Genomic DNA, 14138 nt, shown 5'->3' on the forward strand with positions numbered 1-14138 from the left:
CTTCAGGTGACATACGCTTTTATAAATGACGGCGGTTTTCTCCTTCGAGCAAGACCGGCTCTGCTAAATAGAGAATCCGTTCCATTAAACGGGCGGCTTTGACCTCTTCTTTTTCCCCGCGCTGTGAGTACGTAAAGTGATGCTTCAGCTCATTTGGTGAGAAATTAGAAGAGAAGAAAGTCGGCAGTTGCTCTGCCATACGGTATTGTAAGATCGTTCCAAGCAATTCATCCCGCACCCAGCTTGTCATTGATTCTGCCCCAATGTCATCAAGCATTAAAATAGGAGTGGATTTGACCATGTTCAGCTTTTCTTCTAATGTATGATCGGCTAACGAATTTTTTAACTCTCTCACAAATTCAGGCACGTAAACAAGGAGAGATGGATATTCTTTCTCCGCAAGCTGCTGGGCAATGGCTGCCAGTATATATGTTTTTCCTACTCCAAACTTTCCGTGTAAATACAAGCCTTTTCCTTTTCCAGTCTCATCATAGCTTTGCAGAAATTGACCTACTTTTTGAATGACCTCTTGTCTTCCCACAACGTTCAGATCAGCGAACGTCGCTTGAAGGACATTTTGCGGAATATACATGCTCTTCATCAGCTCTTGCTGTTTTTTCTGTCTATCGAGCCGCAGCTTGACTGGACAAGGGGAATATTCAATATCAATACTCTGACCTTTGATCACAAGCTTCGGGTGATACCCATCTAAAATGGCATTGACGTTCTCGTCATCTAAGCAATAAGAGCAGCCCTTCGACTGCTGCACATATTCAAATAGCCGGTTCAAGCTGCGATTGATCATGTCTTCATGTATCTCTTCTTGATGCTTCTGTAAAAAGGCCTTTACATCTTCATCAGATAACACACTTTCTTTAATCTGATTGTATCTCACACGAAAATCTACTCGTCCTTTTAGCTGTTCAAATGAACGACCGATCGGTTTCATCCCATCTCACCTCACCTTAATGTGCATTGTACTTTTTCATATTTTTAAACTGATCTAAAAGTTTTTCTTTTTCTCGTTCAAGGTCTTCTGTAGACAGACTGTCCGTTTGTTCTTTTGCCGGCTGTTCTTTCGTTTCGGTTTCTTTCATCCAGTCAGGCAGTTTCTCTTCGCGGACAACTTTTCCTGATCCATATGTGCTGCGCTGCTTTTTCTGCTGCGCCCACTCCGTCATTTGTCTATTCTCTTCTTTGGCAATTTTCATGGCCGCAGCTACGGTTTTAATTTTCTTTCTCACCCAATGAGCGGCAATCTTTTGCATATATGTTTTCGACAGCTTCATATCTGTTTTCAGTAATGTATAGTAGATCAGAACATTCATGACACCTGGCTCCAGCTGCTGCTCAAGCATGATATCTTCGACAATTCTTAAGTCGGCATACGTTGGCTCAATGCCGTCTGCCATATCTTTTAGCAGTTCCCTAGGCGAAATATGATCCAGCTTTTCAATCAATTTAGCATCTGGAGTATCTGCCGCCGGCGTCTTTGAAGCGTCCTGACGCAAGTGTCTTGGCTGTTTTTGATCAATCAGCTTCGGCTGTTCGCCTCTGTATTCAATTTGATACCAGTCTCTTGCTGCTTTTCTCAGTTCTTCTGTTGAGATCATTTGATCCGATCCGCAGGCACCTGCTACAATATTTTGCATTTGAAGCGGTGTGATACCGTAGACAACAGCTAGCTTCTTAATCGTTTCTTTTACCTGCTTTGTCAAAGCCTTTCTTGGAATCATCATGTCAGACATACCGGCTAACAATAGATCAAAATCAAAGGATTCGTCAGAGAGCGGTGCCGGCTGACTTGATCCAACGGTCACATATTCATAGCCTTGATCGAGCGATGTCGCCTGATGAATTTCCTCTGTCATCTTGCGTTCGCCTGGCTGCAATACGTGAAAGACTTCTTCAAACGACCGTGAAATGTTCTTTGCATCTGCTGGAACACCTGGATAGGAGAAATAATCACGAAGCTGCATGTATTTTGCTTTCTCTACACGATGGTACAGCAGGACATTCAGCATACCATCTTGGAAAAACTCATCCGGCCTCAGCGGCGGCACAAGCTCATATGTAAACAGTCTGCCCTCTTCCGTTTCCTGTTCATATGTGCGGAGTAATCCGATCGCTTCAAGCTTTAAGCGTTCATCAAAAATCTCATTTAAATTTGTCTGCAGCATGACCATGAGCTGCCGGTGAGGTGCAGGTTTACCCCATATACGATTTTGTTCCAGCTCTCCCCACAGCGTCATGTATAAGCTGAAAGCGGACATGCCTATAAGCGGCTGATATAAAAGAGTGATGAGCTGTCTATCGATGTCACCGAGCAATGAAGCGCTTTTGACGACATACGGATCGACGGCTAGCACTTCCTTCCAATGCTCTGTCATATGCTGATCCTCCCCATGAATTGCGATTGTTTCCATTGTACACTCTTTTTGTGTTTTACGCTTTACGCAGGAAAAAGAGCATGAAGAATCTTCAGCTCTTTTTTAGCGTTCTTTCTTTAATAAATCTTTTAATTCATCAATAAAGACATTGATATCTTTAAACTGCCGGTAAACGGAGGCAAACCTGACGTAAGACACTTCATCAATTTTCGCCAGCTCGTCCATCACCATTTCACCCACAAGCTCACTTTTCACTTCTGACATGCCTTGATTACGCAGTTCTTTTTCAATATTAAAGCAGACATCCTCCAGCTGCTTTAAAGCGACCGGACGCTTTTCACACGCTTTGATGAGTCCTCTCAGCATCTTTTCCCGGCTGAATTCTTCTCGAATTCCTTCTTTTTTCACCACAATCAGTGGTAGTTCTTCTAATTTTTCAAACGTCGTAAAGCGATATTGGCAGCTTTCGCACTCTCTTCTGCGACGGATGGATTTCCCTTCATCTACTGGTCTTGAATCAAGCACCCTTGTGCCAAGGTGCTGACATGTGGGACATTTCATTTCATCAGCTCCGATCTATTCTTGGAAGTTGTTTGTCTAGTTCATCATAAAGGGACAGAACGGCCTTCTGACTAAAGCCGAAATCTGTTGGCAGGGCCGTTTCTGTTGTCACATTAAAATCGACAGCTGTTTCAAAAGGACGAATTGAAATAACAGTTGCCACGAGAAAGGCTTTTTTCGGCAATCGTATGTTTGCGCTGATTTCACCTCGTTCTGCTGAAACAGATGTCACTTGATAGAAATCGTTTCGGGAAAGAATGGCTTCCACCGCTTGAAAAACTTGTGCATTCGTCGATTTGTAGTAATGGCTTTTCAATTCTGACACTGGATGATCGTCAGATGTTTCTGTATGGTTTGACATGAACCGCTTGAACGTTTGTCCTAAAGTCATACACGTATCCCCTTTGCCATAATGCCTCATCTTTATTTTATAAAAAAAACCTTTGTTTTCCTAGAACAAAAGTATAGACAAGCTGGGGAATGTTGGATTTTTTATCAAACAAATATAAAAAGGAGCATAACACAAAGGCATTTAATGCTTTTGGCCAGCTCCCATTGCAATCTTTTTTATGTTTACAGTGCTTTGGCTTGTGCCTGTTTCACTTGTACAGGTCCCATGCCTCGAGGAATTTCGATGTTTTCTCTTGTTTCAGCACCTAATTCATCTCCGATATGATCTGCTGCGATATTCGGATCTAGGTCGCCGCAAGTATAAACATCTATGCTCGCATAACCATGTTCAGGAAAGCTGTGAATTGTCAGATGAGATTCAGAAATAATGACAACTCCACTTACTCCTTGAGGTGCAAATTTGTGAAAAGCAACCTCTCTTACCTCAGCTCCTGATTTCAAAGCTGCATTTACAAACGTTTTTTCAATAAAATCCATGTCGTTCAGTTTATCACAGTCGCATCCCCATAGCTCGGAGATAACGTGACGTCCGATTGTTTCCATCATGGACCCCCCTTTAAACAAGAATGAAAGAGTGAAGTTCTAAGCAGCCGGACCGGACATATACCACGGGGGAAAGTTAGTCCAAAGAGGTCCTAACCCTTTAAGTATACCCGAATGAGTCTGCGAACAAGAAGTTCACGAAAAATAGTATACTTTGTTTAGACTCATTTTGCAAGCTGTGTTTTTAGTGGGATTTTCTCTCATTTCTTGAAAAGGGATGTTCGTCTTCTTCATTTCAAACAGCAGACAGCTCTTTCATCTGTGAGCCGACAAATTTCACAAGGTCAACCACTCTGCATGAATAACCCCATTCATTGTCATACCAGGCAAGAACCTTCACTTTTCGATCCTCCATCACCATCGTTGTCAGTCCATCAACGACTGCTGAATAAGGGTTCGTGTTAAAGTCTGTAGAGACAAGCGGCTCATCTGTGTAATCTAAAATACCAGCAAGTGATGTTTGTGAAGCATTCGAGAAGGCTGCATTTACTTCTTCTGCTGTCACATCTTTTTTCAAGTCAACAACAAGATCCACCATCGACACATTGGAAACCGGCACACGAAGTGCAAGCCCATGTAATTTCCCTTTCATATGCGGAAGCACTAAAGAAAGCGCTTTAGCCGCACCCGTCGTTGTTGGAATAATGGACTGAGCACATGCTCTTGCCCGGCGCAGATCTTTATGCGGGTTATCGATATTTTTTTGATCATTTGTATATGCATGTACCGTTGTCATTAAACCGTTTTCGATGCCAAATTCATCATCTAACAATTTAACAACTGGTGCTAGACAGTTTGTTGTACAAGATGCGTTTGAAATAATGACGTGCTTTTCAGGATCAAGATCATCCTCATTGACACCCATTACAATCGTGATGTCTTCATTTTTACCTGGAGCTGTTAAAACGACTTTTTTCGCTCCAGCATCTATATGGCCCATCGCTTGATCTTTTGCATTAAATTTACCTGTTGCTTCGATGACGATATCAATCCCAAGTTCGCCCCATGGAAGCTGCTTTGGGTCTCTATTATTGAGCAGAAGCACTCTTTTTCCATTCACAATCAATGCGTCATCTTCTGCTGTCACATCGCATTCGTAACGTCCATGATTTGTATCATATTTAATTAAATGTGCTAGCGTTTCGGCAGGATAGCTTGCGTTCACCGCTACAATTTGAATTTGATCATCAAGCATTGCTTTTCTGAAGACCATGCGTCCAATTCTGCCAAACCCATTGATCGCTGCTTTTACCTTCATGAACAGGTCACTCCTCTATTATGTGTTATACTCAATAAAATTATTTATGAAATTAGTATATCACATTAGAATGTAATTGCCAGTATATAAACGTATATTTTCTAAAAAGGGCTGTTCTTTTCAAAGGAAATAAGAAAAAAGCATAAAAAAAGAAGAGTACGTGTATGTACTCTTACTTATCTGTATGTTCCCATTCATTTAATATGTTCTGCAATTGCTTTCTCATAAAAGCAATATCCTGAGTGTTCTCTATTACTCGGTCTGCTTTTTTACATTTCTCCTCAAGAGGCTGCTGAGAGTGAATACGATTCAGTGCTTCTTCCTCGCTGAGTTCGTTTCGTTTCATGAGCCGAGATAGCTGCAATTCCGGCGTTGTATACACCACAATGATGCGGTCGACGAGACTTTCCAGCTGACTTTCAAATAAAAGCGGGATATCAAGAACGATGAAGGTTTCTTGCTGCTCAATCCCTTCATCTCGCTGTCTGAGCATTTCCTTTCTCACTTCTGGATGAACAATCGCATTCAGCTGCTTTCTTTTCTCTTCATCAGAAAAAATGATAGCTCCAAGCTGCTGCCGGTTCAGCTCCCCATTTGGCAGGAGGACATCCTCACCAAAGGTTTGAACGATTTGATGAAGGGCTGGTGTTCCTTTGGCAACCGCTTCTTTTGCAATGACATCTGCGTCTACAACCCGGATGCCCTGCTCTTTTATCATTTGCGAGACTGTGCTTTTTCCACTAGCAATCCCGCCTGTTAATCCAATGACAAGCGTCAATTGATTTCCTCCTTTACAGCTTCCACACCCCAATTAATATGAGCAGAAGCCCTGGTAAGCACGCGAGTTTATCGATCCAGCGCCAATTTGCCAAGTAATGGCCGGCACGAAGCCCGATACATACAAAGAGTGAACTCATCACGGCCACTGTGATACTCATGACAATTGGAGAAAAGCCTAGAATCGCAGCACCAATTCCTGCGCCAAATGCATCAATGGATAAAGCAATCCCAAGAAGTACCGCTTCTATTCCATTGATCGTTCCAGAACGGTCAATATCTGCACTTGTCGGCTTTCGCAAAATTTGAATGACAAGACCAAGCGATTGTACTTCCACATTGAGCAATGTCTTTTCATGAAGAAACAAATCACGTTCTTTCGCTGGTCTGTAAAATTGATAAAGGACCCAAAATCCAATGGCGATCAAAATGCCTCCACCAAGTTTATCGGTCACTGAGACAGGGAGGAAAGTCGTCAGCAGGCTGCCAATCAGCATGGAAATAAGCAGCACAATCCCTGAACAGCATGCAATAATGATAATGGCTTTAAATGGAATTCTCATTTTACGAAGCCCATACGTAAAGCCGACAGAAAAGCTGTCAATGCTGACTGCAATAGCTAAAAACAGGAGCGAAATCGAAATCATACCTGAACTCTTCCTTTCTGTTCATGCAACGATGATCAAGAGTCTCTAGGCGTCCTTAGACTCTTCTTCACTATATGAAGAGCAGGTGGGCTGTGTGTCAGTCTACACCTTGCTGAAAAATGAATGTTTATTATCGTATGCACAGCAAAAAGGAAGCATGCTGATGGCTGATTTTTATTCAGGACGTTTTTGGCAGGTTACACAAAAATGAGTACCGCGCCCTCCGACTACTGTTTTCTCAATGATGCTTCCGCATGTTTGGCAGGGCTCTCCCCGCCGGTCATACACAAGAAGCTGCAGCTGAAATGTTCCAATATCGCCTTGTGAATTGATATATGAGCGAATCGTGCTTCCCCCTGCATCTACCGCCACTTGAAGCGTATCGATAATTTGCCTGTGAAGCACTTTGCAGGACTCAAGACTGAGCTGATTCGCTTTTGTTTCTGGATGAATGCCTGATTTAAACAGGACCTCATCCACATAAATATTGCCAAGTCCCACGACAATCTTTTGATCAAGCAGCGCTGTTTTGACCACACGGGATGTTTTTTTCAATTGCTCCCATAAATATTCAGGTGTGAATTGTTCATCAAATGGCTCATACCCCAGCTGTGAAAGCGGGAGTTCCTTTTCCTCTTCACCTGGCTGAAATAAATGCATGGTGCCAAATTTGCGCACATCATGATACCGAAGCTCAGTACCATCTGTAAACGTAAAGACGACATGTACATGTTTATCATAAGGCTCATTCGCTTCATGTACACGGTATTTCCCTTCCATCCTTAAATGGGAGACCATCACATAGTGGTCTAAATGAAAGAGTAGGAACTTCCCTCTTCTTTCAATGGTTTGTATCGTTTCTCCTATCATCCTTCTTGCGAACTCTTCCGGCTCCCCAGGACGTTTGATGATATTTGGCCATTTGATGTCGACCGTTTCAATCGTTTTTCCTTCGACTAACCGCTTGAGAGTGCGCCGGACGGTTTCAACTTCTGGTAATTCCGGCATGCTCCTCGCTCCTTTTTTCTCTCTATTATTTTGCGTCGTACCAAGATGGGCCTGAAGCATAATCAACTTTTAGCGGCACATCCAGCTGAAGTGCATTTTCCATGACTTCAGGAACAATTTTTTCGAGTATGGCAATTTCTTCTTTTGGCGCTTCGAAGATCAATTCATCGTGCACCTGTAATAAAAGATTTGCCTGCAAGTTTTCTTCTTTTAACTTTCTCGCCATATCAATCATGGCTTTTTTAATAATATCAGCGGCACTGCCTTGGATCGGCGTGTTCATGGCTGTTCGTTCCGCAAAGCTTTTGATATTAAAATTGCGGCTTGTGATATCCGGAATATACCGTCTACGTTTGAGAAGCGTCGTGACGTAGCCTTTTTGTTTTGCTTCCTGCACGATTTCTTCCATATATGTTTTCACGCCTTTAAAGCTTGTTAAATAGCGTTCGATAAATGCGGCTGCTTCTTTTCTGGTGATCCCAAGGTTTTGAGATAAACCATAGTCACTGATCCCATAGACAATACCAAAGTTTACAGCCTTGGCCTGTCTTCTCATAGAGGAGGTCACTTCTTCTTCTGAGACATGGAACACATCCATCGCTGTCTTTGTGTGAATGTCCATATCTTGCGTAAACGCTTCGATCAAGTTCTCATCCTGAGAAATATGAGCGAGTACACGCAGCTCGATTTGTGAATAGTCAGCAGCAAACATGAGCCAGCCTTCTTTTGATGGAACGAATGCTTGACGAATCTTCCGTCCTTCTTCTAAACGAATCGGGATGTTTTGAAGGTTTGGATCTGTTGAGCTTAATCTTCCTGTTTGCGTGAGCGCTTGATTAAATCTTGTATGAACTTTATGGGTATCTTTGCGCGTTACTTTCATTAAGCCTTCCACATAGGTCGATTGCAGCTTGCCAATTTGGCGGTAATGCAGAATGGACCGAATGATTTCATGTTTATCTTCAAGCTTTTCAAGAACATCCGCAGACGTGGAGTAGCCTGTTTTTGTCTTTTTGATAATCGGAAGACCTAATTTTTCAAAGAGAATCACACCAAGCTGTTTAGGTGAATTGATGTTAAATGTTTCTCCTGCTAAGCGGTGAATGGTTTCTTCATATTCTTTGAGCTTCTTCGTTAATTCTTCACCCATTTTTTCTAAGCGCTCAATATCTACCTTTACTCCAAGGGATTCCATTTCACCTAAGATGAGGGCAAGCGGGAGCTCTAAATCTTCGTACAGTTCATGCTGATCATTTTTTTCTAACGCTTCAAGTGTTAAATCATGCAGAGCAGAGATCGCCGCAGCTTTTCGTCCAAGATGTTCCTTCAGTTCATCTTCAGGTGGAATCGCCTGCTTCGCTCCTTTTCCGTACACTTTTTCATCAGAAAGAGCGATATTGAGGCCATATTCCTTCGCTACACTTGCAACGTCCTCATAGGATTTCTGAGGGTTGACGACATAAGAGGCGAGGAGGACATCGTTATCGACACCCTTTAGATCGACATCATGCCATCTAAGGGCGACAACAGCTCTTTTTGAATCAAAGACCCATTTCTTTTTCGTTTCATCCTGTGCCCATTGTTTGAATACGTTTGATTGAAGCGCATCTTCTTTTGTGATAAAAAACGCACCGTTTTCATTATGGATCGCAAAACCGATCAAATCCGCTTCATGATAATTATCTCCAAGCTGCTCTACCACAAGCGCCGCATGGTCTGTGAGCATCTCATCTGTTACATCTGTCATTTTTTTCACTTCTAATGCTTCTACTTCGACCTGTTCACCTGTTTCTGGTGCTTCTCCTAGGCGCTCTAGCAGCGTTTGAAAGCCCAGCTCTTTATAAAGAGAGATCACTTGCTCCATGTGAGGGCCTTCATATGCGAGATCCTTACTTGATACGTCAATTGGCGCTTCTACAAGAATCGTTGCGAGTTTTTTACTCATCACCGCTTGCTCTTGATATTCTTCAAGCTTTTCTTTTAGCTTTTTCCCGCTAACCTCATCAATATGTTCAAGCAGGTTCTCAACCGTTTCAAACTGCTTTAACAATTTAATCGCTGTTTTTTCACCTACACCTGGCACTCCTGGGATATTATCAGAGGAATCTCCCATCAAACCTTTCATATCGATGATTTGATCTGGGCGAAGGCCATATTTCTCTTCAATATGAGCCGGGGTGTAATATTCTACTTCTGTGATGCCTTTTTTCGTAATAGCCACCGTCGTATGATCTGTTGAAAGCTGCGTTAAGTCTTTATCTCCTGAGAAAATTTTGACTTCAAAGCCGTCTTTTTCTGCCTCCACAGCCAATGTACCGATAATATCATCTGCCTCATATTGAGGAAGCTCGTACCTTTTCACCTGATAGGCATCCAATAGTTCACGAATAAACGGCATTTGTTCTGACAGCTCTGGCGGCGTTTTTTGTCTTCCACCTTTATATTCTTTAAATGTCTCGTGGCGGAACGTTGTTTTTCCCGCATCAAATGCGACGAGCATATGGGTTGGTTTCTCGTCCTCAAGCATCTTCATCAGAATCATCGCAAAGCCATAAATGGCGTTTGTATGTACACCTTTATCATTTGATAATAGCGGCAAAGCAAAAAAAGCTCGATAAGCGAGACTGTTTCCATCCACTAGTACTAATTTCTTTTTGTCTGTCATGTTTTAATCCTCCATCGGCTGAGCAAATCCAGCCGTCTCTTTCACACATTGTATCATCATTTTATCAAAGTTTATTTTGAAAAGAAAATAGTCGAACCCGCATAAAAAAAGGGACGAAAACAACAAGTGTTTTCGTCCTTACATAATTGGCTCCTTGGATGAAGGGGTTCCTATTCATCCTACCAATGATTGTTTAACTGAGCATGAATTCATTGTAAAGATCATGTAAATTTTAACGTGTCTTTCCTTTTTTCTCTATGTCGATCTCAGGCTCACTGTAAAAGTCGTTCCTTTGCCTTGTTTGCTATGGACTGAAATCGTCCCTTCATGCGCCTCGACAAGGTGTTTGACAATAGCAAGACCAAGCCCTGTACCGCCTGAATTTCTACTTCTATCTTTATCAATTCGATAAAATCTCTCAAATATTCTTGGAATCTCACTTTTCTTCATACCGATTCCTGTATCTGCTACATCAAATTCATAGGCGCCTTTCCGCGGTCTTGCCGAGATGGTGACACTCCCCCCCTCTGGGGTATAGGTAAGGGCATTATTCACGAGATTGAGGAAGATTTGCTTCAATCTCAGCGGGTCTGCCATCACATAGGCCGGCTCTTTTGGGACACGCACTTGTAATTGTACCCCTTTTTCTGCGGCCTTTTGTTTTAAGAGCACTTCAATCTCTTGGATGATTTCTGTCGCATTGGCGTCTTGAATATTCAGTTTAAAATGCTGTTGTTCGATTTTAGAAAGGTCGAGTAAATCTTGTATGAGAGTTTCTAGGCGGACACTCTCTTTTAGAATAATTGAGAGAAATTGTGTCAGTGCTTCTTTGTCATCAATCGCTCCATCAAGAAGAGTTTCGGAGAACCCTTTTATTGACGTAATCGGTGTCTTTAATTCGTGAGATACATTAGCAACGAAATCTTTTCGCATCTGCTCTAGCTGCTTTGTTTCTGTCACATCATGAAATACAAGGACAATTCCTTTCCATTCATCGTCTGTACTTAAAATGGGGACACCATCCACTTGGAAATAGCGGCGTTCAATGTCAACCGCTAGGCGTAAAAACTTCCGCACCTTCGTTTCTGTCATAAAAATTTCGTCAATCAGCTCAATAATCTCTTCATGTGTAAACGCTTCATGATACAGCTTGTGCATGTAAATGTGCTTTTGCACCTTAAACTGCTTACGGAAGGTTCGATTGACTAGGTTGATATAACCCATTTTATCAATCAAAATAATCCCTGCTCCGATGTTTTCAATGACTGTTTGCAGACGGTCTCTCTGCATTTCCCCAGTACTTGTCATTTCCTGAAGGCTTTCTGCCAGACGCTTCATGGATGTATTAAGCTCACTTGTTTCAATGATCAGCTCTTCATAATGATTCGTATCATAGTTCCCGCGTTCCAGCTGTTTGGCTACCTTTGTGGCATAATCTATCGGTTTTACATATTTCATCGACATACGGTATCCAAAGAAAACGATAATAATAATTGCCGAGCCAAGACATACGGCTAATGCGAGCCAAAGCTGGCCATCAATTTCATTTAAAGGCTGGAATGACGCATGGAGAAATAAATAGCCTACCGGTTCGTTTTGTTTCAGTATAGGGACTGCGTAATGAAACAGCGCAACCTTCTCATCCTCAATGACGACTCCTTCTGTTTGAAGGCGTTCATTATTCAATGTGTCTTGAATGATGCCCCTTTGCTCTGCTTGACCCGTTGTATGTATGATATTCCCCTTTAGATCCACAATCGACGCATTCATATCGAGATGCTGCTTTGCTTGATTAAGGACCTCCTTGTTTTGCTTCGCCTGCAGATCATCACCATTCATGGAAGAAAGAAGAAAGCTCGATTCATTTTCCATTCGTTCCGTTAATTTTGTTTCATAAAAAACATGGAACATGTGATCCAAAAAAAGGCCCAGTGCAACAAACACAATAAAAAGGAGGAAAATAAGTCCCGAAAATAAGCGGGTTCTCATTTTACTCATTTGGCTTTGGCTCCTCCAATTTGTAGCCTAAGCCGCGAATGGTTTTAATGTATGTTGGTTTTTTCGTATTTTTTTCAATTTTGTCTCGTAAGTGGCTGATATGTACATCCACAATACGAGTGTCACCTGCAAAGTCATAGTTCCAAACGGCACTTAGCAGTAGATCACGTGTGAGAACACGCCCTTTATGCTTGGCTAAATAGAGCAGCAGTTCAAATTCCTTTGGCGTAAGTTCTAGACGTTCTTCTTGGAAATAGACTTCGTAGTGTTCTGGTAAAATGCGCAGTTCTCCAATTTTGATTTGGTCTGCAATGAACTCTTCCTTCTCCTCTTGTGTAGGGGCAGGCTGAGATTGCTGCGCTCTTCTCAAGATGGCTTTTACCCGAGCACCCACTTCTCTAGGACTAAATGGCTTTGTCATGTAATCATCGGCGCCAAGTTCAAGACCGAGCACCTTGTCAAATTCATCGTCCTTTGCTGTCAGCATTAAAATAGGGAACATCATTTTTTGAATTCTCAGTTGTTTGCACACTTCAATGCCGTCCATCTTCGGAAGCATTAAATCTAATATGATGAGATCAGGCTGTTCACTTGCTGCTTTTTCAAGCGCTTCTTCCCCGTCTCTTGCTGTGACGACATCATAGCCTGCCCTTTCAAGGTTATAGCTAAGAAGTGTTACAATCGATTCTTCATCATCCACAACTAATATTTTTTTATTCATGTTGTGCCTCCAATTAGTGATTTCCCCTGCATCCGTTTTTTTGTATCTTATGTGAAAAGCGAGAAGTCATGCTTTCTCTTTCATTTTAACGAAAGCTTAACAAGAGGACAATTTAAAATTTCGAAAGATTTGTTTTGTAAACAAAAAGAAGGCTCCTCATAAGAGAAGCCTCCTTTTTTATTCATATTAAGACAATACTTTCATGACGTTCTTAACAGATTCAACAGAACGGTCAAGCTGACTTCTTTCTTCTTCTGTCAGTTCAAGCTCAATGATCTGCTCAAGGCCGTTTCCACCTACGATTGTTGGTACACCAAGGTAAATGCCTTCGTAGCCATATTCACCTTCGAGGTATGCAATCGTTGGCATGACGCGGCGCTGATCTTTTAGAATCGCCTCAACCATTTCTACTAGTGAAGCAGCAGGTGCATAATAGGCACTACCGTTACCTAATAGGTTCACGATTTCGCCGCCGCCTTTTCTTGTTCTTTCAACAATCGCATCAATGCGATCTTTTGGAATCAATGTTTCAAGCGGGATACCGCCTGCATAAGAGTAACGAACAAGCGGAACCATGTCATCGCCATGTCCACCAAGGACAAAGCCCGTCACATCTTTAACAGATAGGTTTAATTCTTGAGCAACGAACGTACGGAAACGTGCTGTATCAAGAATGCCTGATTGTCCAATGACTTTTTCTTTTGGTAATCCTGATTCTTTATAAACTGCATATGTCATTGCATCAACAGGGTTTGTTAACACAACAATAATGGCTTCTGGAGAATATTTAACGATTTCGCGTGTCACGCTACGCATGATTTTTTCATTTGTTGACACGAGATCGTCACGGCTCATTCCCGGCTTTCTTGCAATTCCTGCCGTAATGACCACGACATCAGAACCGGCTGTATCTTCGTAGTTAGAAGTGCCTGTAATGTTCGCATCGAAGCCTTGAACAGGGCTTGCTTCCAGCATATCAAGAGCTTTCCCTTTTGTTGGGTTCTCAAGCTGCGGGATATCGACCAATACGACATCCGCTAATTCTTTTTGAGCTGTTAGAAATGCTGTAGTTGCTCCGGTAAAACCTGCTCCGATAACAGATACTTTTTTACGCTTGTTTGCCATTTCCTTTTTCCCCTTTAACTTTAAAGTTTAAGAA

Annotated in this window: 13 protein-coding genes; all 13 read right to left on the bottom strand. The window is 42.1% G+C overall.

From position 1 onward, the window contains the following. Positions 1–19 precede the first annotated feature (19 nt). A complete protein-coding gene (gene dnaI, locus AKG37_RS03550) occupies positions 20–949 on the bottom strand; it encodes a primosomal protein DnaI (protein ID WP_024425710.1) in 930 nt (309 codons plus the stop codon). Between the two features lie 16 nt (positions 950–965). Beyond that, positions 966–2390, bottom strand: coding sequence for a replicative helicase loading/DNA remodeling protein DnaB (gene dnaB, locus AKG37_RS03555; RefSeq protein WP_060697768.1), 1425 nt, complete (start codon positions 2388–2390; stop codon positions 966–968). Between the two features lie 102 nt (positions 2391–2492). Further along, positions 2493–2951: a transcriptional regulator NrdR gene (gene nrdR, locus AKG37_RS03560; RefSeq protein WP_003216720.1), complete on the bottom strand. Its 459-nt coding sequence runs from the start codon at positions 2949–2951 to the stop codon at positions 2493–2495. A 4-nt stretch (positions 2952–2955) separates the two neighbouring features. Continuing rightward, positions 2956–3342, bottom strand: coding sequence for a hypothetical protein (locus AKG37_RS03565; RefSeq protein ID WP_060697583.1), 387 nt, complete (start codon positions 3340–3342; stop codon positions 2956–2958). Positions 3343–3524: 182 nt separating this feature from the next. Beyond that, positions 3525–3905 carry an adenosylmethionine decarboxylase gene (speD, locus tag AKG37_RS03570; protein ID WP_003216492.1) on the bottom strand — a complete coding sequence of 127 codons (381 nt, stop codon included), beginning with the start codon at positions 3903–3905 and terminating at the stop codon, positions 3525–3527. 235 nt (positions 3906–4140) lie between these two features. Next, positions 4141–5163 (bottom strand): glyceraldehyde-3-phosphate dehydrogenase, encoded by a 1023-nt coding sequence (locus tag AKG37_RS03575; RefSeq protein ID WP_060697584.1) that lies wholly within the window; start codon positions 5161–5163, stop codon positions 4141–4143. A gap of 172 nt (positions 5164–5335) precedes the next feature. Then, positions 5336–5941 (bottom strand): dephospho-CoA kinase, encoded by a 606-nt coding sequence (coaE, locus tag AKG37_RS03580; protein WP_060697585.1) that lies wholly within the window; start codon positions 5939–5941, stop codon positions 5336–5338. A gap of 13 nt (positions 5942–5954) precedes the next feature. Continuing rightward, a complete protein-coding gene (gene ytaF / locus AKG37_RS03585) occupies positions 5955–6587 on the bottom strand; it encodes a sporulation membrane protein YtaF (protein WP_060697586.1) in 633 nt (210 codons plus the stop codon). Between the two features lie 174 nt (positions 6588–6761). Next, the gene (gene mutM / locus AKG37_RS03590) at positions 6762–7595 is read right to left on the bottom strand and encodes a DNA-formamidopyrimidine glycosylase (RefSeq protein ID WP_060697587.1); all 834 of its coding nucleotides are present in this window, start codon (positions 7593–7595) and stop codon (positions 6762–6764) included. 25 nt (positions 7596–7620) lie between these two features. Next, positions 7621–10260: a DNA polymerase I gene (gene polA / locus AKG37_RS03595; protein WP_060697588.1), complete on the bottom strand. Its 2640-nt coding sequence runs from the start codon at positions 10258–10260 to the stop codon at positions 7621–7623. Between the two features lie 255 nt (positions 10261–10515). Further along, the gene (gene pnpS / locus AKG37_RS03600; protein ID WP_060697589.1) at positions 10516–12258 is read right to left on the bottom strand and encodes a two-component system histidine kinase PnpS; all 1743 of its coding nucleotides are present in this window, start codon (positions 12256–12258) and stop codon (positions 10516–10518) included. Beyond that, the gene (locus AKG37_RS03605) at positions 12251–12979 is read right to left on the bottom strand and encodes a response regulator transcription factor (protein ID WP_060697590.1); all 729 of its coding nucleotides are present in this window, start codon (positions 12977–12979) and stop codon (positions 12251–12253) included. Before AKG37_RS03605 ends, pnpS begins: the two co-directional genes overlap by 8 nt. 186 nt (positions 12980–13165) lie before the next feature. Then, positions 13166–14104, bottom strand: coding sequence for a malate dehydrogenase (mdh, locus tag AKG37_RS03610; RefSeq protein ID WP_034320949.1), 939 nt, complete (start codon positions 14102–14104; stop codon positions 13166–13168). Positions 14105–14138 lie beyond the last annotated feature (34 nt).

Origin of the sequence: Bacillus australimaris (assembly GCF_001307105.1) — a bacterium.
Taxonomy (GTDB): domain Bacteria; phylum Bacillota; class Bacilli; order Bacillales; family Bacillaceae; genus Bacillus; species Bacillus australimaris.